This is a genomic window from Streptomyces sp. NPDC087422 (assembly GCF_044744145.1).
Classification (GTDB): domain Bacteria; phylum Actinomycetota; class Actinomycetes; order Streptomycetales; family Streptomycetaceae; genus Actinacidiphila.
The window spans coordinates 531,646-555,743 of sequence record NZ_JBIUXT010000004.1 but is presented as its reverse complement, the minus strand read 5'-3'; the positions used below and the strand labels follow the sequence as shown (position 1 = coordinate 555,743).

The window sequence follows — 24,098 nt, the reverse complement described above, 5'->3', positions numbered from 1 at the left end:
GCCGCCCCAACACCGCAGATAGTCTCAACTGCAAAGGGGAAGCCATGACAGCGACGACCGATGGCAGTCCAGGGACGCCAACCCACCGGACACCTTCGGCCAGCAGCACCTCGGAGCCGGACCCTGTTCCAGCCGACGGCACCGAGGCGGCGGCGCAGCGTGCCGTGCAGCGCGCCGCAGACCACCTTCTGGCACGGCAGCACCCCGACGGATGGTGGAAGGGCGACCTCGAAACGAACGTGACGATGGACGCCGAGGACCTGTTGCTCCGACAGTTCCTGGGTATCCAGGACGAGCAGACCACCGCGGCCTCCGCCCGGTGGATCCGCTCGCAGCAGCGTGAGGACGGCGCCTGGCCCACCTTTCACGGCGGGCCGGGCGACGTGTCGGCCACCATCGAGGCGTATGTCGCGCTGCGACTCGCCGGGGACTCCCCGGACGAGGCGCACATGGCACTCGCCGCCAAATGGTCGCGCGGCGAAGGGGGAGTGGCGGCCAGCCGGGTCTTCACCCGCATCTGGCTGGCCCTGTTCGGCTGGTGGAGCTGGGACGACCTCCCGGAACTGCCGCCCGAGATCATCTACCTGCCCAAGTGGATGCCGCTGAACATCTACTCGTTCGGCTGCTGGGCGCGGCAGACCATCGTGCCGCTCACCGTCGTCGGAGCCCACCGCCCGGTCCGCCCGGCGCCGTTCGGCATCGACGAGCTGCACATCAACCCCAAACAGCCCAACCCCAAGCGGCGCAGAGCCTCTATCAGGACCTGGGACGGCGTCTTCGAGCGGCTCGACCAGGTGCTGCACGTCTACCGCCGCTTCAGCCCGCGCATGGTGCGGCGCAGCGCCATGCACGCCTGTGCCCGCTGGATCATCGAGCGTCAGGAGGCCGACGGCTGCTGGGGAGGAATCCAGCCACCCGCCGTCTACTCCGTGATCGCCCTGCACCTGCTGGGCTACGAGCTCGACCACCCGGTGGTCAAGGCCGGTCTCGACTCGCTGGATCGTTTCGCCGTATGGCCGGAAGAGGGCGTCCGGATGATCGAGGCGTGCCAGTCCCCGGTCTGGGACACCTGCCTCGCCGCCATCGCGCTCGCCGACGCGGGCGTCCCCGCGGACGACCCGGCGCTGGTCAAGTCGGCCGAATGGATGCTCGGCGAGCAGATCACCCGGCCGGGCGACTGGTCCGTGCAGCGGCCCCAGCTCGCCCCGGGCGGCTGGGCGTTCGAATTCCACAACGACATCTACCCCGACATCGACGACACCGCCGAGGTCGTCCTCGCCCTGCGCAGGATCGACCACCCGGACCGGGCGCGCGTCGACTCCGCGGTGGAGAAGGCCGTGCGCTGGAACGTCGGGATGCAGTCGCGGAACGGCGCGTGGGGCGCCTTCGACGCCGACAACACCAGCCGGTTCCCGAACCGGCTGCCCTTCTGCGACTTCGGCGAGGTCATCGACCCGCCGTCGGCCGACGTCACGGCGCACGTGGTGGAGATGCTCGCCGCGCTCGGTCTCGAGCACGACGAGCACGCCCGCCGCGGCATCGAGTGGCTGCTGGCGGAACAGGAGGACAACGGCGCCTGGTTCGGCCGTTGGGGGGTCAATTACATCTACGGCACGGGGTCCGCCGTCCCCGCGCTGGCCTCGGCCGGTCTGCCGTCGAGCCACCCGGCGATCCGCAAGGCGGTGAGCTGGCTGGAATCGGTGCAGAACAACGACGGTGGCTGGGGCGAGGACCTGCGCTCCTACTCCGACCGGGAATGGGTGGGCCGCGGTGCCTCCACCGCCTCGCAGACCGCGTGGGCCCTGATGGCGCTGCTGGCGGCGGGCGAACGGGACGGTGACGCGGTCGCGCGCGGGGTGCGCTGGCTGACCGACACCCAGCTCCCCGACGGGTCGTGGGACGAGCCGTACTTCACCGGTACGGGCTTCCCCCGCGACTTCTCGATCAACTACCACCTCTACCGCATGGTCTTCCCGCTGACCGCCCTCGGGCGATACGTACGCGACGAGCCGTTCGGTACCGCGGGTGCCCCGGCCGTCACCACCGGAACCGCCGCTGGAAAGGGGGCCTAGTTCGTGGGCCATACAGGACCGCCGCTGCTGGTGGTGTGCGCCCTGCGCATCGAGAAGGTCGCGCTGCGCAGGGGAGCGGCCCGGAACGCCGCCGAAAGGGTCACCGTGCTCAGGACCGGCATGGGACCCACGGCCGCCGACCGGGTGGTCCGTGAGGCCCTGCACCAACCGGAGCTGCGCGGCTCGGCCGTCCTCACCACGGGCTTCTGTGCCGGGCTCGCGCCCGGCATGCGCCCCGGTGACGTCGTGGTCGCCGAGGACGGCCACGAGAGCGAGGCGCTCGCCGCCGCGCTCAAGGCGGCCGGTCACACCGTGCACACCGGCCCCCTCGCAGAATCCGACCATGTCGTGCGGGGCGCCGAGCGCACCGCACTGGCGGCGACCGGTGCCATCGCCGTGGACATGGAATCGGCCGCGATGCGACGCGCCGCGCTCGCCGAAGGCGCGCGCCACATCGCGGCGGCCCGAGTCGTCGTCGACACGCCCGAGTTCGAACTCGTACGTGTCGGAACGCTTCGCACCGGGATCATCGCATTCCGGGTGCTCAGAGATCTTGTTCCTGCCTTTCTTGATTGGCACCGCACTACCGTGCTCCCCTGGAGGTGAGCTAGATGGCTATGCCGCTCCGTCAGACCATCCGTGTCGCGTCGTACCTCTTCGAACAGAAAATGGTCAGGCGCCGCGAAAAGTTCCCGCTCATCGTCGAGCTCGAACCGCTCTTCGCCTGCAACCTCAAATGTGAGGGCTGCGGCAAGATCCAGCACCCCGCCAACGTGCTGAAGCAGCGCATGCCGGTGGCCCAGGCCGTCGGCGCGGTGCTGGAGTCGGGCGCGCCGATGGTGTCCATCGCGGGTGGTGAGCCGCTGATGCACCCCCAGATCGACGAGATCGTCCGGCAACTCGTCGCGAAGAAGAAGTACGTCTTCCTCTGCACCAATGCCCTTCTGCTGCGCAAGAAAATCGAGAAGTTCACACCTTCTCCTTACTTTGCCTTTACCGTTCACATTGACGGTATGCGCGAGCGGCACGACGAGTCCGTGGCCAAGGAAGGCACCTTCGACGAGGCCGTGGCCGCGATCAAGGAAGCCCAGCGCCGCGGTTTCCGGGTCACCACGAACTCGACTTTCTTCAACACCGACACGCCGCAGACGATCATCGAGGTGATGAACTACCTCAATGACGATCTGAAGGTCGAGGAGATGATGCTGTCTCCCGCGTACGCCTACGAGAAGGCGCCCGACCAGGACCACTTCCTGGGCGTGACGCAGACCCGTGAGCTGTTCAAGAAGGCGTTCGACGACGGCAACCGGCGCAAGTGGCGGCTCAACCACAGCCCGCTCTTCCTGGACTTCCTGGAGGGCAAGGCGGACTTCCCCTGCACCGCGTGGGCGATCCCCAACTACTCGCTCTTCGGCTGGCAGCGCCCCTGCTACCTGATGGCCGACGGGTACGTGGCCACGTACCAGAAGCTCCTGGACGAGACGGACTGGGACAAGTACGGCCGGGGCAAGGACGACCGGTGCGACAACTGCATGGCGCACTGCGGTTACGAGCCCACGGCCGTCATGGCCACCATGGGCTCCCTGAAGGAGTCCATCCGCGCCGCCCGTGAGACGGTCGCCTCCAACAGGGCGAAGTGACCTGACGATGACAGCAGTCGAGCCGGTCGCGCTCGGCCTGCCCTCCCTGCCGGCCCGGCCTCTGGCGACGCGTCGTGTTTCGCGTCGTATCCAGGTCGGGTCGGTCCCGGTGGGCGGGGACGCGCCTGTTTCCGTCCAGTCGATGACGACGACCCGTACCTCTGACATCGGTGCCACTCTTCAGCAGATCGCGGAGCTGACGGCTTCGGGCTGTCAGATCGTGCGGGTGGCGTGTCCGACGCAGGATGACGCCGACGCGTTGGCGACGATCGCGAAGAAGTCGCAGATTCCGGTGATCGCGGACATTCATTTTCAGCCGAAGTACGTGTTCGCGGCGATCGATGCCGGGTGTGCGGCGGTTCGGGTGAATCCGGGGAACATCAAGCAGTTCGACGACAAGGTGAAGGAGATCGCGCGGGCGGCTTCGGACGCGGGGACGCCGATCCGGATCGGTGTGAACGCGGGGTCGCTGGACGCGCGGCTGCTGAGGAAGTACGGGAAGGCGACGCCCGAGGCGCTGGTGGAGTCCGCGCTGTGGGAGGCGTCGCTGTTCGAGGAGCACGGCTTCCGGGACATCAAGATCTCGGTGAAGCACAACGACCCGGTCGTGATGGTCAACGCCTACCGGCTGCTGGCCGCCCAGTCGGACTATCCGCTGCACCTGGGTGTGACGGAGGCGGGTCCGGCGTTCCAGGGCACGATCAAGTCCGCTGTGGCGTTCGGCGCTCTGCTGTCGGAGGGTATCGGGGACACGATCCGGGTGTCGCTGTCGGCTCCTCCGGCGGAGGAGGTCAAGGTCGGTATCCAGATTCTGGAGTCGTTGAATCTGCGGCAGCGGCGGCTGGAGATCGTGTCGTGTCCGTCGTGCGGGCGTGCGCAGGTGGATGTGTACAAGCTGGCGGACCAGGTGTCGGCGGGTCTTGACGGTATGGAGGTCCCGCTGCGGGTCGCGGTGATGGGCTGTGTCGTCAACGGTCCGGGTGAGGCCCGTGAGGCCGACCTCGGTGTCGCGTCGGGCAATGGCAAGGGTCAGATCTTCGTCAAGGGTGAGGTCATCAAGACCGTGCCGGAGTCGAAGATCGTCGAGACGCTGATCGAAGAGGCGATGAAACTCGCCGAGCAGATGGAGGCCGACGGCACCACGTCGGGTGAACCCTCCGTGACCGTCGGCGGCCAAGCCGTCGCGGGAACGGTCGGCTGAACATAGCAATCCCGGCAGGGGGAACGAGGTCCACTTATGTCGATGCTGGAGAACATCCGAAGCCCGCGCGACCTGAAGGCACTGCCCGAAGGCCGGCTCGACGAACTGGCCGCCGACATCCGGCAGTTCCTGGTCCAGGCCGTGGCCAGGACCGGCGGCCACCTGGGACCGAATCTGGGGGTGGTGGAGCTGACGATCGCGCTCCACCGCGTCTTCGACTCGCCCGCCGACCGGATCCTGTGGGACACCGGCCACCAGTCCTACGTCCACAAACTGCTCACCGGCCGCCAGGACTTCTCCAAACTGCGCAGCAAGGGCGGCCTGTCCGGCTACCCCTGCCGCGCCGAGTCCGAGCACGACGTGATCGAGAACAGCCACGCCTCCACCGTCCTCGGCTGGGCCGACGGCCTCGCCAAGGCCAACCAGGTCAAGGGCGGCGACGACCATGTGGTCGCCGTCATCGGCGACGGCGCGCTCACCGGCGGCATGGCCTGGGAGGCGCTGAACAACATCGCCGCGGGCCGGGACCGCCCGCTGATCATCGTCGTCAACGACAACGAGCGGTCGTACGCCCCGACCATCGGCGGTCTGGCCAACCACCTCACCACGCTGCGCACCACCGACGGCTACGAACGCTTCCTGTCCTGGGGCAAGAGCGTCCTCCAGCAGACCCCGGTCATCGGGCAGCCGCTCTACGAGTCGCTGCACGGCGCGAAGAAGGGCTTCAAGGACTCCTTCGCCCCGCAGGGCATGTTCGAGGACCTGGGCCTGAAGTACGTCGGCCCGATCGACGGCCACGACATCGCCGCCGTCGAGACCGCGCTGCGCCGCGCCAAGCGGTTCAGCGGCCCGGTGCTGGTGCACTGCCTCACCGAGAAGGGCCGCGGCTACCCGGCCGCCGAGCAGGACGAGGCGGACCGCTTCCACACCGTCGGCGCGATCAACCCGCTCACCGGCCGCCCGCTCGCCCCGGTCGGCGGCCCGTCGTGGACCTCCGTCTTCGGCAAGGAGATGGTCCGGGTCGGCGCCGAGCGGCCCGACGTCGTGGCGATCACCGCGGCCATGCTGCAACCGGTCGGACTCGAAGCCTTCGCGAAGGCGTATCCGCACCGGGTCTACGACGTCGGCATCGCCGAACAGCACGCCGCGACCTCGGCCGCGGGTCTGGCCACCGGCGGACTGCACCCGGTGGTCGCGGTCTACGCGACCTTCCTCAACCGCGCCTTCGACCAGGTCCTGATGGACGTGGCGCTGCACAAGTGCGGAGTCACCTTCGTCCTGGACCGGGCCGGGGTGACCGGGGTCGACGGCGCCTCGCACAACGGCATGTGGGACATGTCGATCCTCCAGGTCGTGCCGGGGCTGCGGATCGCCGCGCCGCGCGACGCCGACCAACTGCGGGCCCAACTGCGCGAAGCCCTCGACGTGGACGACGCGCCCACCGTGATCCGCTTCCCGAAGGAGACCGTCGGCGAGCCGCTGCCCGCCGTCGACCGGGTCGGCGGCATGGACGTGCTGCACCGGCCGTCCGAGGGCGAGACGTCCGATGTGCTGCTGGTCTCGGTCGGCGCGCTCGGCGCCACCTGCCTGTCGGTCGCGGAACTGCTGGCCGGCCGCGGTATCGGCGTCACCGTCGTCGACCCGCGCTGGGTCAAGCCGGTCGACCCGGCGCTGCCCGAACTGGCCGCGCGCCACCGCATGGTGGCCGTCGTGGAGGACAACGGCCGCGCGGGCGGCGTCGGTTCGACCGTCGCGCAGGCGCTCCGCGACGCGGGCGTGGACGTGCCGCTGCGCGACTTCGGCATCCCGCAGCAGTTCCTCGCGCACGCCAAGCGCGCCGAGGTGCTGGCCGACATCGGACTGACCCCCGCCGAGATCGCGGGCCGGATCGGCGCGGCCCTGACCCGTATCGACACCCGTACCGACACCCGGAACGGCGGCGCGCGTACGGTGACGGTCGGGGAACCGGCCGGGGCCGCGGACGACACCGCGCGGGAGGCCGTACCCATTCACGTACGCAAGGAGCAGGTGAGCGATGACATCGTCTGAGAGCAGCGTGGGCGAAGGGCCCGCCCCGCAGGCCGGCGGCGGCGAAGTGCCCGGCCCGGCCAAGGGGTTCGACCTGGCGACGCTGCTCGCCGAGCGCGGCGGCGAGCGCTACGACCTGCACGCCAAGCACCTGAACCACCAGCTTCCGCGGATGCTGCACACCATCGGCTTCGACAAGGTCTACGAGCGGGCCGAGGGCGCGCACTTCTGGGACGCCGACGGCAACGACTACCTGGACATGCTCGCTGGATTCGGCGTGATGGGCGTCGGACGCCACCACCCGGTGGTCCGCAAGGCGCTGCACGACGTGCTCGACGCGGGGCTCGCCGACCTGACCCGCTTCGACTGCCAGCCGCTGCCCGGCCTGCTCGCCGAGAAGCTGCTCGCCCACTCGCCGCACCTGGACCGGGTGTTCTTCGGCAACAGCGGCACCGAGGCCGTCGAGACCGCGCTGAAATTCGCCCGGTACGCCACCGGCAAGACGCGCGTCCTGTACTGCAAGCACTCCTTCCACGGGCTGACCACCGGGTCGCTGTCCGTCAACGGCGAGGCCGGATTCCAGGACGGCTTCGCACCGCTGCTGCCCGACACCCCGATCGAGGTGGGCGATCTCGAAGCGCTCGCGCGGGAGTTGAAGCGCGGCGACGTGGCCGCGATGATCATCGAGCCGATCCAGGGCCACGGCGTCTACATCCCGCCGCCCGGATACCTGCGCGCCGCCCAGGAGTTGCTGCACAAGCACAAGGCGCTGCTCATCTGCGACGAGGTGCAGACCGGCATCGGCCGCACCGGCACCTTCTACGCCTACCAGCAGGAGGAGGGCGTCGAGCCCGACCTGCTGACCGTCGCCAAGACGCTCTCCGGCGGATACGTGCCGGTCGGCGCCACGCTCGGCAAGGACTGGATCTTCAAGAAGGTCTACTCCTCCATGGACCGGGTCCTGGTGCACTCCGCCAGCTTCGGGTCCAACGCCCAGGCGATGGCGGCGGGACTGGCCACGCTGTCGGTGGTGGAGGACGAGCGGCTGGTCGAGAACTCCCGGCTGATGGGCGACCTGCTGCGTACCCGGCTGGCCGCGCTCACCGACCAGTACGAGTTCCTGAAGGACGTCCGCGGTCGCGGCCTGATGGTCGGCATCGAATTCGGCCGCCCCAAGTCGCTCGGCCTGCGCAGCCGTTGGACGATGCTCCAGGCCGCCCGCAAGGGGCTCTTCGCGCAGATGGTCGTGGTGCCGCTGCTCCAGCGGCACCACATCCTCACCCAGGTCTCCGGCGACCACGTCGAGGTCATCAAGCTGATCCCGCCGCTGGTCGTGAACGAGGCGGACGTCGACCGCTTCGTGACGGCCTTCACCGCCGTCATGGACGACGCGCACGGCGGGGGCGGCCTGATGTGGGACTTCGGCCGCACGCTGGTCAAGCAGGCGGTCGCCAACCGCTGAGGCGCACCGCCGGGACACGGACGGGGGCCCGTACGCCGCGCGTACGGGCCCCCGGAGATCTCTCAGTCCGTCAGCAGCACGTCCCGCAGCCGCTCGCGCCGCTCCTTCGTCAGGCCCAGGCCCTCCTCCAGATAGCGGTCGACCGAGCCCCACTCCTCGTCGATGGTCTCGAAGGCGGCCCGCAGGTACTCCGCCCGCGCCTCGAAGAGCGGGTCGAGCAGCGCCATCACCGCCGGGTCGATCTCGGAGCCGGTGCTGCCGTCGCCGCGGCGCACCCGGTAGCGGCGGTGCGGCGCGTTGCTCTCCAGGTAGTCCGCCTCGATGGCGGCGCGCTCGACGCCCAGCGCCAGCAGGATGATCGCGATCGACGTACCCGCGCGGTCCTTGCCCGCGGCGCAGTGCAGCAGCGCGGGGACGGCCGGGTCGGCGGGCTCGGTGAGCAGTTCGAGCATCCGGGCGTGCTCCGCGGTGCGCTCGCGGATCAGCGTGCGGTAGGACTGCGCCATCCGCTCCGCGGCGCGCCCCTCGCCCAGCACCTCCTCCAGCGCGGCCAGGTCGCCGTTGCGGACGGTGTGCCAGAAGCCGGCGTTGTTGTTGTTCGCCGGGTCGCTGAGCGGGAGGTTCACATTGACGGTGCCCGGCAGGTCGACGTCCGGGCCCTCGACGCGGATGTCGTCCCGGTTGCGGAAGTCGAAGATCGTGTGCAGGCCGAGCCCGGTGAGGAACGCGATGGCGTCGGCGTCGGCGTGCGCGAGGTGACCGCTGCGGAACAGCACGCCCGGCCGTACCCGGCGCCCGTCCGTCGTGGGCAGACCCCCGACGTCCCGGAAATTCCGCACACCGGTCAGTTCGGGCTCTGACAGCGCCTCGGCTATCGGCTCGGATCCGGTCGGGTCGGTCCGCGGCAATTCCTGCGTCACCGGTGATCCTCCTACCTCTCATACGTCGCGACCTGGGGCACTGCCGACGATACGGCAGCGCGGAACACCACGTACCGAACGGTATGTGTCCGGTGCGCCTCACCCGGCGGCGTATTCCTTCCTGGCGGCTTTGACCTGGTGGGATGAATCACGTCGCGTCAACCCCTCCTTACGGTCGCGTAAGTCACACCCGGAGGAGAAAGATGGTCCGATGTGGCTGACGATTCGCAAACAGACGACAACGGTGCGATCGGGTCGTACACCGCGGTGGGGGACAGCTTCACCGAAGGCGTCGGCGACCCCGGTCCTGACGGTATGTACGTGGGCTGGGCCGACCGCCTGGCCGTACTCCTCGCCGACCGGCGCGAGGAACACACCTTCCGCTACGCCAATCTCGCGGTCCGCGGCCGGCTGCTCGACCAGATCGTGGCCGCGCAGGTGCCGCGCGCCAAGGAACTCGCTCCCGACCTGGTGACCTTCTGCGCCGGGGGCAACGACATCCTGCGCCCCGGCGGTGACCCCGACGCCATCGCCGAGCGCTTCGAGGCCGCCGTCGCCGATCTCAGCGGCGCCGTCGGCACGGTGCTGGTCTGTACGGGCTTCGACACCCGCGACGTACCCGTGCTGCGGCACCTGCGCGGCAAGATCGCCACGTACACCGCGCATGTCAGGTCCATCGCCGACCGCTACGACTGTCCGGTGCTCGACCTGTGGTCGCTGCGTTCGGTGCAGGACCGCAGGGCCTGGAGCGACGACCGGCTCCACCTGTCGCCCGAGGGGCACACCAGGGTCGCGCTGCGCGCCGCGCAGGTGCTCGGCCTCGACGTGCCCGCCGACCCCGACCAGGCGTGGCCGCCGCTGTCCCAGCGGCCGGCCTCCGCGGTGCGCAAGGACAACATCCAGTGGGCCAGGGAGTATCTGGTGCCGTGGATCGGACGGCGGCTGCGCGGGGAGTCCTCCGGCGACGACGTCGAGCCGAAGCGGCCCGATCTGCTGCCGCTGTAGCTAACACGAGGGCGCGGGGTGTACGGCCAGTTCGGCCCACACCACGCGCCCTGTCCCGTCTTCCGCGGGTTCCGATCCCCAGGCCGTCGCCAGCACGCTCACCAGGAGCAGTCCGCGACCGCCCTCCTCGTCCGCGCCCGCGTCGCACGGTTCGGGCCTGCTGGAGCCCCGGCCCTGGTCGGTCACTTCCAGCCGTATCACCGCGCCGCGCTGGTGCACGACGCAGGTGATCTTCTCGCTGTCGGTGTGCCGCACCGCGTTGGTGAACAGTTCGGTCACCACCAGGCTCGCGTCGTCCACCAGTTCGGGGCACACGTTCCACTCGCTCAGCCGGTCGCGTATCCGGCCCCGGGCGTCGGCCACCGAAGCGCTCTGCGCGGGCAGCCGAAAGACGTCGTGGCGGCCACAGCCGCCACCGGTGTCATGGCGCTCGCGTCGGAGAGCGTTGGGTGAAGGAACCACTCCGTAACTATGGGGCTCGTGCCGGACACATGGCAAGGTCCGTTCTGTAATTTGCAAATTCAACAGAACACGCTGTCGCTGACGCTGACGACATGCCACACTGCTTATCAGTCAAGGGAGTTGGGGGTTGAGCCACGTGATGGACCCGCGGCCGGGCGGCGCTCCGACCGTCCTGCGCATGGTGCTCGGCAAGCGACTCCAGGACCTCCGCGAGCGGGCCGGGCTCAGCTTCGAACAGGCCGGGCAGGCCCTCGACGTCACCCACGCCACGATCCGGCGGATGGAAAAGGCCGAAGTCGGGCTGAAGATCCCCTATGTCGAAAAACTCCTGATCACCTACGGAATCACCACTCCCGAGGAGATCGGCGGCTTCCTGGCCCTGGCCCGCGAGGCCAACCGGCCCGGCTGGTGGCACAGCTTCCGCGACGTCCTGCCGGACTGGTTCAGCGCCTTCGTCAGCCTGGAGGGCGAGGCCACCGTCATCCGCGCCTACGAGCCGCACTACGTGCCCGGCCTGCTCCAGACCCCCGCGTACGCGCGCGCCGTACTGCGCGCGGGGATGCCGCACGCGGCGGCCGAGGAGATAGACCGCCTGGTCGAACTGCGCGTCGAGCGCCAGACGCTGGTCCGCAAGCACGAGGCCCCGCTGCTGTGGGTCGTCATGGACGAGACCGTGCTGCGCCGCCCCATCGGCGGCCGGCGGGTGATGCGCGAGCAGATCGACGCCCTCGCCGAGGCGACCGAGCTGCCGAACGTGCGCCTCCAGGTCATCCCGTTCGCCTCCGGCCCGCACCCCGCCATGTACGGGCCCTTCCACATCTTCCGGTTCCAGCTCCAGGAGATCCCGGACATCGCCTACGCGGAGAGCCTGGTGGGCGGCGTCTACTTCGACGAGCGGGACGACGTGTCCACCTTCCTGGAGGCACTCGACCGGATGTGCGCGCAGGCCGCGCCGGCACAGAGCACCAAGGCCATCCTCGATGGCATGCGCAAGGAGATCTGAACCATGGATCGCGTCAGCAACGACGGCGTGTACGGGTACGGCGACATCTACGACACCGTGCACGACGCCGCCCACGGCAGACATCACGACGGCATCTACAACGGAATGCCCGCCACCGAACTCGGTCCCGACGGGTGGCGCAAACCCTGGAGCGGCGGCAACGGCGGCTCCTGCGTGGAAGCGAAACGGCTGAACGACGGACGGGTGGCGCTGCGCCAGTCGACCGACCCCGACGGTCCGGCGCTGATCTACACCAATCACGAGATCACCACCTTCATCCAGGGCGCCAAGGCCGGCGAAGCGGATTTCCTCCTCGGATGAGCACCACGCACGAAGGACCGCGTGTCACCCACGCGCGAAGCGCCGCGTCCGACGCGGGACGCACCACGTATGACGCACAGAGCACAGCGGCACAGCAGAAGCGAAGGAAGCGGAGGACGGCGTGACCGACCAGGGATTCCCCGTCGACGAGATAGACACCAGCAAACCGCATCCGGCCCGTATGTACGACTACTTCCTCGGTGGTTGGGACAACTACGAGGTGGACCGGGAAGCCGCTCAGCGTGTCCTCGACGTCGCCCCGGACGTGGTCCTGGGCGCCCGCGCCAACCGCGCGTTCCTGAGCAGAGCCGTCCGCCACCTGGTGGAGGGCGGAATCCGGCAGATCATCGACATCGGCACCGGCATACCCACCTCGCCGAACACCCACGAGGTCGCGCACTCGGTCTCGCCCGACGTCCGGATCGCCTACATCGACAACGACCCGATCGTGGCCACCCACGCCGGGGCGCGGCTGATCGGCACCGGCAACACCGGCTTCTTCCTCGGGGACATGCGCGATCCGCGCACGATCCTGGAGCACCCCACCATCAGCGAGCTGATCGACTTCGACGAGCCGGTCGCGCTGCTGCTGGTGTCGGTGCTGCACTTCGTCACCGACGCCGAGGACCCGGCGGGCATGCTCGGCACGCTGCGCGAGGCGCTGCCGGCCGGCAGCTACCTGGTGCTCTCGCACGCCACCGCGGACTTCCACACCGACGTGGCGCCCGAGGTGATGGAGGTCTACAAGAAGGCCACCGCCTCGCTGACCGCCCGCAGCCACGCCGACGTGCTCGCCTTCTTCGACGGGTACGACCTGATCGAGCCCGGTCTGGTCCAGGTCCCGCTCTGGCACCCGGAGGGCCCGGAGCTCAAGGCCGCCGAGCTGCGCAAGATCGGGGTCTACGGGGGCATCGGCCGCAAGCGCTGATCACCGCGGGTTTTTGCCTCTGAGGTAACTCGTTTGCCTGAGAGGCAAGCCGTGCTGTTCCATGGAAGACATGGACGCCACCCACGGCACGGACATCCTCGACTCCGTGGACAGTGCGCCACCCCCGGGTGCGCTGTCCACGGACCATCTCGTCCTCGCGCCCCGCCTGCGGGACCGGCGACGCGCCAGCGGCCTCACCCTGGAGACCGCCGCCCGACGGCTTGAGCTGTCCGCGGCCCATCTGTCCCGGCTGGAGTCCGGCCTGCGCCAGCCCTCGCTGCCGGTCCTGCTCGGCCTGGCCCGGCTCTACGGCACCACCGTCTCCGACCTGCTGGGCGAGACGGAGGCCGAGCCGGATCCCATCGTACGCGGCGACCGTATGACGGCCGTGCCCGCGGGCGGCTGGACGTACTGGCGGGCGGGCGGCACCGGCCGCGCGATGCAGGCGCTGCGCGTGCACATACCCTCGGGTGCCCAGCGCGCGCTCGTCCGCGTCCACCCCGGCGAGGAGTGGCTGTACGTGACCGGGGGCACGCTGCTGCTCAGCCTCGGCGACCGCGGCCACACCCTGGGTGCGGGGGATTCCGCGCACTTCGACTCGCTGGTGCCGCACCGGCTGGAGGCGGCGGACGCCGGGGGAGTGGACCTGCTGTTCGTCCACACCCTCATGCAGAGCGAGACCTCCGCCCTGTGCGTCAGCCCGCAGGACGCCGCCGCGGGCTCCGCGCCCGCCGACGCCCCGCGCACCGGTACCGGCCGCGCCGACCCCACGCGCGGCGCCCACCAGGACCGTACGGATCAGCCCCGCGCACGCGCCCGGGGCGACGAGACCAGAGGAGCCCGGCGATGAGCGGCCAGAACCCGGCACCCGCCCCGACCCCCGAGCAGGTGCCCCCGCCCCGCTCGCTCGTGGTCGGCACCACCAACGGCAGCGAGAAGCGCAAGGAACGCGGCGTCGTCCTGCGCGTCCTGGTCTACGTCGTGGTCGCCCACGCCCTGGCCTTCTTCATCTGGCTGCTGTTCCTGGTCGGCAACCGCGGCTGAGCGGCCCCTGCGGGGTGGGACCGCCCGCCGTGTGAGGACACCGCGCCGCGTCAGGACACCGCGCCGCGTCAGGACACCGCGCCCGGCGCCGCGCTCAGCCCAGCGCCTCCACCGTGACCGTCACCCCGTCCAGCGTGCCCGCGTAGTCCGCGCCCAGCGCCAGCGACGGCGTCTGGAAGCCGGTCGGCAGCCCCGGCAGCCGCCCGATGATCCGCAGCACGGAATCGGCCGTCATACCGTACGGGCCGGGGCCGGTGAGGGTCGCCGTCACCGTGTTGCCCGCCGCGTCGCGGGCGCGGCCCCACACCTCGCTGCGGCTCCCGCTCAGGGCGCGCTCGCCGGGACCGCGCACCAGCTTGCCGACCACGCCCGCCAGCGCCCCGCGCAGCGGCCCGACCCGCAGCAGCCTGCTCGCGGCGAGCGCGGGCGTCGGCACGGGCACATAGGTGTACGTGGTCACGTCGGGAATGCCCGTCGAGTAGTAGGCGGTGCTGACATCGCCCCACGGGATCGACACGACCTTGCGGGTGCCGGAAGGGAAGGCGGCCTGCACCTGTCGGGAGCCGACCGGCACCGTACGGATCTCGCCGCCGGTACGGATCCTGCCGCCCACGCCCATGCCTTCGAGCGCGGTCCGCGCGGTACCGGGACTCGCCCCGCCGCCGATCAGGAAGGCGAGGTCGAGCTGGGTCGCGTCCGGCAGCCGGGCGGCGAGCAGCGCGGCGACGCAGTCGGTCGGCACCACGTCGAAGCCCGCGCCGGGCAGCAGGGTGATCCCGGCCTTCTCCGCGCGCGCGTCGAGCGCGTGCAGCGACTCGAAGACATCGATCTCACCGGTGATGTCCACATAGTGGGTACCGGAGTCGAGACAGGCCGTCGCCATCGGCAGCGCGGTGCGCGCGAAGGGGCCCGCGCAGTGCGCCACCGTCTCCACGCCGTCCAGTCCATGGCGTATCGCGGCCGGGTCACCGAGACCGAACACCCGGTGTTCCAGGCCCAGTTCGGCGGCCAGCGGCACCAGTTTCGCGGCGTTGCGACCGGCCAGCACAGGGCGCTGTCCCAGTGCTGCGGCGCGGCGGGCGATCAAGCGGCCGGTGTAGCCGGTGGCGCCGTACAACAGCCAGGTCATCAGTCTGATCCTCCCCGGAAGTGGTGAACGGAACCGTACACGCGCCGTGTGCCCCGGCGATATCGGGTGGGCCGACGCCGTCCGGCATGCGACTCTGGTGGCATGACCGACCAAGAGCAGGAGGCCACCGTGGCCGCTGAAGCAGCACCGCAGGACGCCGCGGCGGAACCGGAGACCGATTCGGACGCCGAGGCGCAGGCGCCGGACGAGGACGAGGTGAAGCGGAAGTTCCGCGAGGCACTGGAGCGCAAGCAGAGCGCGCGCAAGGGATCCGCCTCGGGCGGCAACAACCAGTCCAAGATCCATGGCGCGCACGGCAAGGCCGGAGGACAGCGGGAATTCCGTCGCAAGAGTGGCGGCTGACACCGGGACCGTAGCCGCACGGCACCGCAGTCCCACCGCCGTACCGGCAGCACATCACCGTCCCACCGTCGTACCGGCATCACATCGGCGCCCGCACAGGTCAGTGACCTGTGCGGGCGCTTTTCACGATCCGCGCGAGCGCTCGTCACGGCCTGACGGCGGGCAGGGCGCCGCGTAGGGTCGACGGGGTGACGACGAATCCGTTCCTCAGCCCGAGTCCGCTGCCGTACGAGCTGCCGCCGTTCGCCGACATCAGGGACGAGCACTACCTGCCCGCCTTCGAGCAGGGCCTGGCGGAGCACCTCGCGGAGGTCGAGGCCATCGCGGCCGACCCGGAGCCCGCGACCTTCGAGAACACCCTCGTCGCGCTGGAGCGTTCGGGCGCGCTGCTCGCCCGGGTGAGTGCCGCCTTCTTCAACCAGGCGTCCGCGCACATCACCCCCGCCGTGCAGGAGACCGAGTCGCGGATCAGCCCGCTGCTCGCCGCGCACAGCGACGCCGTCCGCCTCAACCCCGGCCTCTACGCCCGGATCACGTCGCTGTACGACACCCGCGACTCCCTCGGCCTCGACGCCGAGTCGCTGCGCCTGCTGGAGCGCTACCGCACCGCCTTCCAGCGCTCAGGCGCGGAGCTTGACGCGGACGGCCAGCGACGGCTGCGCGAGCTGAACGCCGAGATCGCCGCCGCCTCCACCGCCTTCGGCCAGAACATCGTCGCCGCCAGCAAGGCCGCCGCCCTCGTCCTCGACGACCCCGCCCAGCTCTCCGGCCTGTCCGCGGGCGCGATCGCCGCCGCGGCCGAGAACGGCACCGCGCTCGGCCACGACGGCTCCTACGTACTGAGCCTGCGCAACTTCTCGAACCAGCTCGAACTCGGCTCGCTGGACGACCGCGACGTGCGCCGCCGCCTGCTCACCGCGTCCCTGAACCGCGCCCAGGACACCAACGGCCCGCTCGCCGTCACCATCGCCACCCTGCGGGCCGAACGCGCCGCGCTGCTCGGCTACCCCAGCCACGCCGCGTACGTCGTCGCCGACCGCACCGCGGGCACCCCGCAGGCCGTCACCGACCTGCTCGACCGCCTGGTGCCGCCCGCTCTGGCCAACGCCGAGCGCGAGGCGGACGCCCTCGCGGAACTGGCGGGCGGACCCGTCGAGGCGTGGGACTGGTCGTACTACGCGGAGAAGGTCCGCAAGGAGCGCCACGACATCGACGAGGCCGCGCTGCGCCCGTACTTCGCGCTCGACAAGGTGCTGCACGACGGGGTCTTCCACGCCGCCCACGAGGTCTACGGCATCACCGTCACCGAACGCCCCGACCTGGTCGGCTACCACCCCGACATCCGGGTCTTCGAGGTCTTCGACGCCGACGGCAGCCCCCTCGGCCTCTTCCTCGGCGACTTCTTCGCCCGCGCGTCCAAGCGCGGCGGGGCCTGGATGAATTCCCTGGTCAGCCAGTCGGAACTGCTGGGCAAGCGACCGGTGGTGGTCAACAACCACAACATCGCCAAGCCCGCGGCGGGCGAGCCCGCGCTGCTGACGTTCAGTCAGGTCGACACGCTCTTCCACGAGTTCGGGCACGCGCTGCACGGCCTGTTCTCCGCCGTCCGCTACCCGTACTTCTCCGGCACCAGCGTGCCGAGCGACTTCGTCGAATACCCCTCCCAGGTCAACGAGATGTGGTCGCTGTGGCCCTCGGTCCTGGAGCGCTACGCCGTCCACCACGAGACCGGCGAGCCGATGCCCGCCGACGTCGTCCAACGCATGCGGGACGCCGCCCGGTTCGGACAGGGCTTCACCACCGTCGAATACCTCGCCGCCGCCCTGCTCGACTGGGCCTGGCACACCCTGCCCGCGGGCACCGACCCCGGCGACGCGCTGGCGTTCGAGGCGGCGGCGCTCAAGAATGCGGGACTGGCCCACCCCGCGATCCCGCCGCGCTACCGGACCACGTACTTCCAGCACATCTTCGCCAGCCAGTACAGCGCGGGCTACTACTCCTACATCTGGAGCGAGGTCCTGGACGCCGACACCGTCACCTGGTTCGAGGACAACGGCGGCCTGCGCCGCGCCAACGGCGACACCTTCCGCCGCGCGCTGCTCTCCAGGGGCGGCAGCGTCGACCCGATGGCGGCCTTCACCGCCTTCCGCGGCCGGCCGCCGCGCACCGAGCCGCTGCTGGAGCGCCGGGGGCTGCTGACGCCGTGACCGCCCCGCGCGGCCGACGCCGGAAAACGGCGTGCGCGCGGCCCGGGCGCGGGGCCACCATGGGCCGATGAGCTGGACGATCACCGCGGACCTGACCGCGTTCGAGACCGAGGCGGGACCGTTCCTGCGGGAGCGCCCGGTGGAGAATTCGGTGCCGGTCACCGTCACCGCCGCGCTGCGCCGCCGCGGGCTCGACGCGTACGGCGGGCAGCCGCCGCTGTTCGGCTGGTGGCGCCCCGAACCCGGCGCAGCGGTCGCCGCGGCCTTCCTCCGTACGCCGCCGCATCCGCCGCTGCTGACCGGCGGCCCGCCGTCCGCGGCCGCTGAGCTGGCCGAGGTCTGGCCCGGCGAGGCCCCTGGCGGGGTGCGCGGCGAGCGCGAGAGCGCCGAGGCGTTCGGCGCGGCCTGGGCCGCGAGGACCGGCGCCGAGGTCACGGTCGAGCGCGCCATGCGGCTCTACCGGCTCGGGGACCTCACCCCGCGCAGGCCCGCGCCGCCCGGCCGCGCCAGGGTCGCGGGCCCCGCCGACCGCGAGCTGCTGCTGCGCTGGCACCGCGCCTTCACCGTCGACATCGGCGAGCCGCCCGTGGACGACGAGCGGGCCATGGACGACGCCATCGCGCTCGGCGGACGCACCCTGTGGGAGCGGGACGGCGAGCCCGTCGCGATGGCCGGGAGGGCCGCCGACGCGGCGGACCCGTCGGGCACCGTCCGGGTGATCGCCGTCTACACCCCGCTGGCGCACCGGGGCCACGGGTACGCGGGCGGCGCCACCGCGGCCGTCTCGCGCGCCGCGCTCGACGCGGGCGCCCGCGATGTCGTGCTCTTCGCCGACCTCGCCAATCCGGTCAGCAACGCGCTGTACCGGCATCTGGGGTTCCGGCCGGTCCGCGACCACGTGTCGCTGGCCTTCGGTGACGGTGACGGGGGCGTGGAGAGCGGCGGGGCGCTGGCCGGCGGCGGGGGCGTGTCGGGCGGCGGGGCCTTGGCCGGCGGCGGGAGCGGCGAACCGGGGGAGTGACGCGAAACGGCCGTCGCGGCGGCCGGGCCACCGTAAGCGGATATGACGGCAGATGTGACACCGGGGACGGGGGAGAACCGGTGAAGGCGGCCCGGCCCGGGGCCTCGGCGCCCAGGCGGGCGCGGCGGACCGCCGCATAATGGGTGGTGGCGGGACCCCGCCGCTCGTCGTCATCTGCTCTGGAGGACCCGTGACCGGCGCCGGCCGACAGCCGTCCCGCCTCGTGAAGATGCGCCCCCCGTCGTTCGGCGCGGACCCCACGGGCGCCCGGCTGGAACGCATCCTTTCCTCACCGAATTACGCGGACGGCGCCTTCGTCAACCCCGTCGGCGCCCGCAGCGTCCCCAGCGGCAGCATGTTCAAGGCGCTTCCGGCCAGTTTCCGCAAGGAGGCCAGGCAGCCGCGCAAGCCCGCGGGGCCGGTGCCCCTGCACCCCACCACGCTCGCCGACATCGCGCGCCCGCCCGCCTCCGGGCTGCGGCTGACCTGGATGGGCCACTCCACGGTGCTCGCCGAGATCGGCGGCAGGCGCGTGCTGTTCGACCCGGTGTGGGGCGAGCGCTGTTCGCCCTTCGCCTTCGCGGGCCCCAAGCGCGTGCACCCCGCGCCGGTCCCGCTGGAGTCGCTGACCGGCCTGGACGCGGTCGTCATCTCGCACGACCACTACGACCACCTGGACATGCCCTCCATCGTCGCGCTGGTCCGCAGCGACGCCGTCTTCGCGGTGCCGCTGGGCGTCGGCGCGCACCTGGAGCACTGGGGCGTACCGCCCGAGCGGCTGCGCGAGCTGGACTGGAACGAGTCCGCGGAGATCGCGGGGCTCACCCTGACCGCCACCCCGGCCCGGCACTTCTGCGGACGCGGCCTGCGCGGTCGCCAGCAGACCCTGTGGGCGTCCTGGGCCGTCACCGACGGCACCCACCGCATCTACCACAGCGGCGACACCGGCTACTTCCCCGGCTTCGCGGACATCGGCGCGCAGCACGGCCCGTTCGACGCCACGATGATCCAGATCGGCGCCTACAGCGAGTACTGGCCCGACATCCACATGACCCCGGCCGAGGGGCTGCTGGCGCACAGCGACCTGTCGGGCGGCACGCCCGCGGGCACGATGCTGCCGATCCACTGGGCCACCTTCAACCTGGCCATGCACTCCTGGGCGGTGCCCGCCGAGGGCAGCGTCGCCGCCGCGCGCGAGACCGGGGCGAAGATCGCCACCCCGCGGCCCGGCGCGCCCTTCGAGCCCGCCGACGAACAGCCCGAGGACTGGTGGTGGCGGGCCGTCGCCATGCCGCCCGCGGGCGGCTGGCCCGAGCGGCCGGAGCACGCGGAGGGGACCGAGCGGATCAACGCGCCGGACGGGTCGGAGACCGCCGAGGCTCCCGAGGCTCCCGGAAGCGTGGACGGGGACGCGGCGGCCGAGTCCGGCTCCGGGTCCGAGTCCGCTTCCGAGTCCGCTTCCGGCTCCGATTCCGAGGACGCCGGTCGTACGGACAGCGGCGACTACGAGGTGGCGCGGCCCAAGTAGGTCAGCTCCCCGGCGTCCGGCACCGCGATCTCGTGGAAGCCGAGCCGGTCGTAGAAGGCCCGCGCGGGAGCATTGGCGGTGAGCATCCCCAGATGCACCGCCGGTACGCCCCTGGCGGCCAGGGCGCCGAGGAACGCCTCCATCAACGCCCGCCCGTGGCCGCCGCGTTGGAAGTCCGGCAGCACATCGATGTGCAGATGCGCCGGATACGCGGCCAACTCCGGCTGCTGCGCCATCCGTTCCGGGTGGTGCAGCAGCACGGCCATCGCCTCGCTCGGCGTCCCCGGCTCCCCGGCCGGCTCGGGGAAGCGGTCCGCGACCGTCGGCAGCCACTCGTCGCGGAAGCGCTCGACGAAGGCCGCCGTGTCACCGGTGCCCAGCACGTAACCGACCGCCCGGCCGTGCCCGTCGTCCAGCACGAAGGCCGCCTCCGGCTCCAGCACGGCGTACGGCGCCGCGAAGATCGCCCCCAGCAGCTCGTGGTCCCGCTCCGGATACCGCGCGCTCGCGTCCCCGCCCGCGTCAGCCGTGCGCAGGCAGATGTCGTACAGCGCGGGCAGGTCCTCCGGCTCGAACGGGCGTATCGCGGTGGTCACTCGGTCTCCAGAAGCGGGAGGTCCGCGGGCTCCTCGGGGTCCGCGGCGGCGGGCAGGCTCATGAAGGTGAACGCGAAGGCGGCGGGCGCCGCGCGCAGTTGGTGCCGGGGGAGTACGTCGGGGCCGCAGGCCGCGCTGCCCATGCCGTGCAGCGCGTGGTCGAGGTGCACCCACAGCACCTCGGAACGCGTCAACTCGTGGGGGTGCGTGGCCCGGTCGAGTTCCCCGGTGCTCCACGGACGGGCGGTGAACCAGAACGGCGGCTCGCCCTCCACGTGCAGCCCGGTGCCGTCCGCGCGGCGCAGCCGCGCCCACCGCACGTCCGCGCGTGCGCCGTTCTCCTGCGGGCGTACGTACGGCGTCTGGAGCCCGTCCACGGTGCCGGTGTACCGGCCGATCCGGGACGCGGCGCGCGTGTCGGGGTACGCCTCGCCGGGGCCGCCGCCGTACCACTCGACGCGGTCCAGGGTCTGGCACAGGCCGAGCCGTACCCCGAGCCGGGGGAGCGGCAGCGTCCAGTCGCCCTCGGGCGTGACCTCGACGCCCAGGCGCAGCCGGTCCCCGGTGGCCGTCCAGGTGTAGACGGTACGCAGCGCCAGGTCGGAGGAGGCCGGGGCGACCCGGGTGGTGACGGTGAGCGCGTCACCGCCGACGGCCACGGAGACGATCCGGTGCCGCATCCGGTCGAGACCCAACTCCCGCCACAGCCGGTCCAGTTGCCCCTCGGGATTCCAGTCCGCGCCGCGGTCGTTGTCGGTCGGGGCACGCCACACGTCCAGCACGGGTCCGGTGACCGCCGCGCCCTCCAGATAGCGCAGCGTGCCGTCCGCCGCGTCGAAGACGCCGGGGCCCAGCACGATCAGACCGCCCTCCGCGAGCCGCGGGGAGTGCGGATCGCCGACGCGCGCGGTGGCCGCGGGCGCCGGCGCGGGGGCCGCGAACTGCGTCCACGCCACCTCGTGACCCGACGGCGCCCACGCGGTGTCCTCGGCGAGCACCGCCCGCACCGTCCACCACCCCTCGCCGCGGCCCACCGTCCGCGCCGCCCGCGGCAGTTCGAGCACCGCGCTCTGCCCGGGGCCGAGCGACGGCACCTCGAACCGGCCCGCGTCGCTCCGCGCGCCCGCCACCTCGTACGACCAGCGGAACGCCAGATACGACAGGTCGGTGAAGTCGTGCAGATTGGTCACCGTGACCGTGCCGCGCTCCGCGTCGCCCTCGATCCTCACCGGCTCGACGACCTTCTTGTACTCGGTCAGCCCCGGTGACGGCGTGCGGTCGGGGAAGACCAGCCCGTCGCAGACGAAATTCCCGTCGTGCATCTCCTCGCCGAAGTCGCCCCCGTAGGCGAAGTACGACGTCCCGTCCGAGGTGCGCTGCCGCAGCCCGTGGTCGATCCACTCCCAGACGAAACCGCCCTGGCAGCGCTCGTACGCCTCGAACAGCCGCTGGTACTCACTGAGCCCGCCGGGTCCGTTGCCCATCGCGTGCGCGTACTCGCAGAGAATGAGGGGCAGTTCGCGCCGGTGCTTGTCCAACTCCGCGTCCGCCAGCGGCGGTTCCTCGCGGCGGCCGATCAGCTCGGTCTCGGCGTGGTTGGCGTACATCCGGGAGTAGACGTCGGTGTCGGCGCAGGTGAGGTCGCCCTCGTAGTGGATCGGCCGGGCCGGGTCACGGCGCCTGATCCAGTCCGCCATCGCGGAGAGCCCGGCGCCCGTGCCGCACTCGTTGCCCAGCGACCACATCACCACCGACGGATGGTTCTTGTCCCGCTCCACCATCCGCGCGGCCCGGTCCAGCAGCGCGGGCGTCCACCGCTCGTCGGCGACCGGGTTGCCGCGCCAGCCGACCACCTCGAAACCGTGCGTCTCCAGATCGCACTCGTCCATCACCCACATGCCCAGCTCGTCGCACAGATCGAGGAAGGCCGGATGCGGCGGATAGTGGCTGGTGCGGACCGCGTTGATGTTGTGACGCTTCATCAGCAGCAGGTCGCGACGCATCGTCTCGCCGTCCACCACCCGGCCGTGGTCGGGGTCGAACTCGTGCCGGTTCACCCCGCGCAGCAGAATCCGGCGGCCGTTGACCTTCAGCACACCGCCCTCCACCGCGACGGTCCTGAAGCCGATCCGCAGCGGTATCCGCTCGCCCTCGGTCGCCAACTCCGCGTCGTACAGCCGCGGTACCTCCGCCGACCACGGCTCCACCGGCACCGTCACCTCCTCACCGGTCGCCAGGTCGAGCCCCAACTCCGGTACGGTCACCGTCCCGCCCGGCTCGCAGTCCACCCGCAGCGTGCCCGTGCCGCTCGCGTGGTCGTAGCCGCAGTGCACGAAGAAGTCGGTCACCGCGCCCTCGGGCCGCTCGATCAGCGTCACATCGCGGAAGATGCCGGGCAGCCACCACTGGTCCTGGTCCTCCAAGTAGCTGCCGGACGACCACTGGTGGACCCGGACCGCCAGCACATTGCCGCGCGGGCGCAGCAGTTCGCCGACCTCGAACTCCACCGGCAGCCTGCTGCCCTTGAAGGTCCCCAGCTCCTGCCCGTTCAGCCACACCCGCGCGCACGAGTCGACACCGTCGAAACGCACCACCGCCGCGCCGCCCGGCCAGTCGTCCGGCAGGTCGAAGGCGCGCAGATGGTCACCGGTCGGATTCTCCGTCGGCACGTGCGGCGGGTCGACCGGGAACGGGAAACGGACGTCGGTGTACGCGGGCCGCCCGTACTCGTGCTCATGGGTGTGCCCCTGGAGCGGCCAGTGCGACGGCACCGTCACCGCGCCCCAGCGCGTCGCGTCGAACCCCGGCTGGGCGAAGGAGTCGTCCTCCGCGTCCGCCGTCGCCGACAGCCGGAAGCGCCAGGCACCGCCGAGATTCACCCGCCGCGCGTCCGACACCGCCCACCACGCGCGCGGCGCGAGCGCGCCGGTGCCGGGCGACACATCCTCGTAGTACGGAACTACCCCGGACTGTGACGCGTCGCGCATCGTGCTGCTCCTCATGAGGATGCTGGTGGTGTGCCCGCTGTATCGCATGCGGCTGTACGGGTATGGGGCGGTATCGGGCTGTACGGCCGCCAGGCTCCGCGGCCCCCAACGGCGTTGGGACATGCCGGTGGCCTGGTCGGTCACGGATGATTCTCCTGAGATGAGGGCCCGCGTGGCTAGG

General features: G+C 71.4%; 21 protein-coding genes. 16 read left to right on the top strand and 5 right to left on the bottom strand.

Annotated features, from left to right (window positions below; genetic code table 11):
* Positions 1–44 precede the first annotated feature (44 nt).
* From shc to ACIO6U_RS15700, 6 genes are read left to right on the top strand one after another with little or no spacing between them, the layout of a single operon-like run.
* Positions 45–2,072, top strand: a complete 2,028-nt coding sequence (gene shc, locus ACIO6U_RS15725) for a squalene--hopene cyclase (RefSeq protein WP_355339466.1) — start codon at positions 45–47, stop codon at positions 2,070–2,072.
* A 3-nt stretch (positions 2,073–2,075) separates the two neighbouring features.
* Positions 2,076–2,678, top strand: a complete 603-nt coding sequence (locus tag ACIO6U_RS15720) for a 1-hydroxy-2-methyl-2-butenyl 4-diphosphate reductase (RefSeq protein ID WP_355339469.1) — start codon at positions 2,076–2,078, stop codon at positions 2,676–2,678.
* Between the two features lie 5 nt (positions 2,679–2,683).
* Positions 2,684–3,712 (top strand): adenosyl-hopene transferase HpnH, encoded by a 1,029-nt coding sequence (gene hpnH / locus ACIO6U_RS15715; protein WP_355339472.1) that lies wholly within the window; start codon positions 2,684–2,686, stop codon positions 3,710–3,712.
* Between the two features lie 7 nt (positions 3,713–3,719).
* Positions 3,720–4,913, top strand: coding sequence for a flavodoxin-dependent (E)-4-hydroxy-3-methylbut-2-enyl-diphosphate synthase (gene ispG, locus ACIO6U_RS15710; protein ID WP_391051419.1), 1,194 nt, complete (start codon positions 3,720–3,722; stop codon positions 4,911–4,913).
* Between the two features lie 36 nt (positions 4,914–4,949).
* The gene (gene dxs / locus ACIO6U_RS15705; RefSeq protein WP_391051421.1) at positions 4,950–6,962 is read left to right on the top strand and encodes a 1-deoxy-D-xylulose-5-phosphate synthase; all 2,013 of its coding nucleotides are present in this window, start codon (positions 4,950–4,952) and stop codon (positions 6,960–6,962) included.
* The gene (locus tag ACIO6U_RS15700) at positions 6,949–8,403 is read left to right on the top strand and encodes an aspartate aminotransferase family protein (protein WP_355342852.1); all 1,455 of its coding nucleotides are present in this window, start codon (positions 6,949–6,951) and stop codon (positions 8,401–8,403) included. The genes dxs and ACIO6U_RS15700 overlap by 14 nt, the downstream gene beginning before the upstream one ends.
* Before the next feature lie 62 nt (positions 8,404–8,465).
* Here the strand turns inward: ACIO6U_RS15700 and ACIO6U_RS15695 are convergent, their stop codons facing one another.
* Complete coding sequence (locus tag ACIO6U_RS15695) at positions 8,466–9,323, bottom strand: tyrosine-protein phosphatase (RefSeq protein WP_391051424.1); 858 nt, start codon at positions 9,321–9,323, stop codon at positions 8,466–8,468.
* A 213-nt stretch (positions 9,324–9,536) separates the two neighbouring features.
* On the opposite strand from ACIO6U_RS15695, the gene ACIO6U_RS15690 reads away from it, so the two are divergent.
* Complete coding sequence (locus ACIO6U_RS15690) at positions 9,537–10,328, top strand: GDSL-type esterase/lipase family protein (RefSeq protein WP_391051426.1); 792 nt, start codon at positions 9,537–9,539, stop codon at positions 10,326–10,328.
* Here the strand turns inward: ACIO6U_RS15690 and ACIO6U_RS15685 are convergent, their stop codons facing one another.
* Positions 10,329–10,790, bottom strand: coding sequence for an ATP-binding protein (locus tag ACIO6U_RS15685; RefSeq protein ID WP_355342846.1), 462 nt, complete (start codon positions 10,788–10,790; stop codon positions 10,329–10,331).
* Positions 10,791–10,968: 178 nt separating this feature from the next.
* Here ACIO6U_RS15685 and ACIO6U_RS15680 point away from each other — a divergent pair, with 178 nt between their 5' ends.
* From ACIO6U_RS15680 to ACIO6U_RS15660, 5 genes are all read left to right on the top strand, one after another.
* The gene (locus ACIO6U_RS15680; protein ID WP_355342885.1) at positions 10,969–11,793 is read left to right on the top strand and encodes a helix-turn-helix transcriptional regulator; all 825 of its coding nucleotides are present in this window, start codon (positions 10,969–10,971) and stop codon (positions 11,791–11,793) included.
* Between the two features lie 105 nt (positions 11,794–11,898).
* A complete protein-coding gene (locus ACIO6U_RS15675; RefSeq protein WP_355342882.1) occupies positions 11,899–12,114 on the top strand; it encodes a DUF397 domain-containing protein in 216 nt (71 codons plus the stop codon).
* A gap of 121 nt (positions 12,115–12,235) precedes the next feature.
* Positions 12,236–13,042 (top strand): SAM-dependent methyltransferase, encoded by an 807-nt coding sequence (locus ACIO6U_RS15670; protein ID WP_401719288.1) that lies wholly within the window; start codon positions 12,236–12,238, stop codon positions 13,040–13,042.
* A gap of 70 nt (positions 13,043–13,112) precedes the next feature.
* Positions 13,113–13,892, top strand: coding sequence for a helix-turn-helix domain-containing protein (locus ACIO6U_RS15665; RefSeq protein WP_401719285.1), 780 nt, complete (start codon positions 13,113–13,115; stop codon positions 13,890–13,892).
* Positions 13,889–14,086, top strand: a complete 198-nt coding sequence (locus tag ACIO6U_RS15660; protein ID WP_355342840.1) for a DUF6126 family protein — start codon at positions 13,889–13,891, stop codon at positions 14,084–14,086. The genes ACIO6U_RS15665 and ACIO6U_RS15660 overlap by 4 nt, the downstream gene beginning before the upstream one ends.
* 94 nt (positions 14,087–14,180) lie before the next feature.
* On the opposite strand, the gene ACIO6U_RS15655 is transcribed toward ACIO6U_RS15660, so the two are convergent.
* A complete protein-coding gene (locus ACIO6U_RS15655; RefSeq protein ID WP_188279675.1) occupies positions 14,181–15,215 on the bottom strand; it encodes a trans-acting enoyl reductase family protein in 1,035 nt (344 codons plus the stop codon).
* Positions 15,216–15,317: 102 nt separating this feature from the next.
* Here ACIO6U_RS15655 and ACIO6U_RS15650 point away from each other — a divergent pair, with 102 nt between their 5' ends.
* The 4 genes from ACIO6U_RS15650 to ACIO6U_RS15635 all read left to right on the top strand — a co-directional run bounded on the left by ACIO6U_RS15650 (position 15,318) and on the right by ACIO6U_RS15635 (position 20,334).
* On the top strand, positions 15,318–15,578 hold the full coding sequence (locus ACIO6U_RS15650) for a DUF5302 domain-containing protein (protein ID WP_355342836.1): 261 nt from the start codon (positions 15,318–15,320) through the stop codon (positions 15,576–15,578).
* Between the two features lie 188 nt (positions 15,579–15,766).
* Complete coding sequence (locus ACIO6U_RS15645; RefSeq protein ID WP_401719280.1) at positions 15,767–17,785, top strand: M3 family metallopeptidase; 2,019 nt, start codon at positions 15,767–15,769, stop codon at positions 17,783–17,785.
* 67 nt (positions 17,786–17,852) lie between these two features.
* The gene (locus ACIO6U_RS15640; RefSeq protein WP_401719278.1) at positions 17,853–18,806 is read left to right on the top strand and encodes a GNAT family N-acetyltransferase; all 954 of its coding nucleotides are present in this window, start codon (positions 17,853–17,855) and stop codon (positions 18,804–18,806) included.
* Between the two features lie 190 nt (positions 18,807–18,996).
* Positions 18,997–20,334: an MBL fold metallo-hydrolase gene (locus ACIO6U_RS15635; RefSeq protein WP_401719275.1), complete on the top strand. Its 1,338-nt coding sequence runs from the start codon at positions 18,997–18,999 to the stop codon at positions 20,332–20,334.
* Here the strand turns inward: ACIO6U_RS15635 and ACIO6U_RS15630 are convergent.
* Positions 20,310–20,930 (bottom strand): GNAT family N-acetyltransferase, encoded by a 621-nt coding sequence (locus ACIO6U_RS15630; protein ID WP_401719273.1) that lies wholly within the window; start codon positions 20,928–20,930, stop codon positions 20,310–20,312. The genes ACIO6U_RS15635 and ACIO6U_RS15630 overlap by 25 nt on opposite strands.
* On the bottom strand, positions 20,927–23,917 hold the full coding sequence (locus tag ACIO6U_RS15625) for a glycoside hydrolase family 2 TIM barrel-domain containing protein (RefSeq protein WP_401719270.1): 2,991 nt from the start codon (positions 23,915–23,917) through the stop codon (positions 20,927–20,929). Before ACIO6U_RS15625 ends, ACIO6U_RS15630 begins: the two co-directional genes overlap by 4 nt.
* Positions 23,918–24,098 lie beyond the last annotated feature (181 nt).

What these genes read in the sequence shown, in the direction of transcription:
- shc (WP_355339466.1), top strand. Translation starts at nt 45, where the DNA reads ATGACAGCGACGACCGATGGCAGTCCAGGGACGCCAACCCACCGGACA.
- hpnH (WP_355339472.1), top strand. Translation starts at nt 2,684, where the DNA reads ATGGCTATGCCGCTCCGTCAGACCATCCGTGTCGCGTCGTACCTCTTC.
- ispG (WP_391051419.1), top strand. Translation starts at nt 3,720, where the DNA reads ATGACAGCAGTCGAGCCGGTCGCGCTCGGCCTGCCCTCCCTGCCGGCC.
- dxs (WP_391051421.1), top strand. Translation starts at nt 4,950, where the DNA reads ATGTCGATGCTGGAGAACATCCGAAGCCCGCGCGACCTGAAGGCACTG.
- ACIO6U_RS15700 (WP_355342852.1), top strand. Translation starts at nt 6,949, where the DNA reads ATGACATCGTCTGAGAGCAGCGTGGGCGAAGGGCCCGCCCCGCAGGCC.
- ACIO6U_RS15680 (WP_355342885.1), top strand. Translation starts at nt 10,969, where the DNA reads ATGGTGCTCGGCAAGCGACTCCAGGACCTCCGCGAGCGGGCCGGGCTC.
- ACIO6U_RS15675 (WP_355342882.1), top strand. Translation starts at nt 11,899, where the DNA reads ATGCCCGCCACCGAACTCGGTCCCGACGGGTGGCGCAAACCCTGGAGC.
- ACIO6U_RS15665 (WP_401719285.1), top strand. Translation starts at nt 13,113, where the DNA reads ATGGACGCCACCCACGGCACGGACATCCTCGACTCCGTGGACAGTGCG.
- ACIO6U_RS15660 (WP_355342840.1), top strand. Translation starts at nt 13,889, where the DNA reads ATGAGCGGCCAGAACCCGGCACCCGCCCCGACCCCCGAGCAGGTGCCC.
- ACIO6U_RS15655 (WP_188279675.1), bottom strand. Translation starts at nt 15,215, where the DNA reads ATGACCTGGCTGTTGTACGGCGCCACCGGCTACACCGGCCGCTTGATC.
- ACIO6U_RS15650 (WP_355342836.1), top strand. Translation starts at nt 15,318, where the DNA reads ATGACCGACCAAGAGCAGGAGGCCACCGTGGCCGCTGAAGCAGCACCG.
- ACIO6U_RS15640 (WP_401719278.1), top strand. Translation starts at nt 17,853, where the DNA reads ATGAGCTGGACGATCACCGCGGACCTGACCGCGTTCGAGACCGAGGCG.
- ACIO6U_RS15625 (WP_401719270.1), bottom strand. Translation starts at nt 23,917, where the DNA reads ATGCGCGACGCGTCACAGTCCGGGGTAGTTCCGTACTACGAGGATGTG.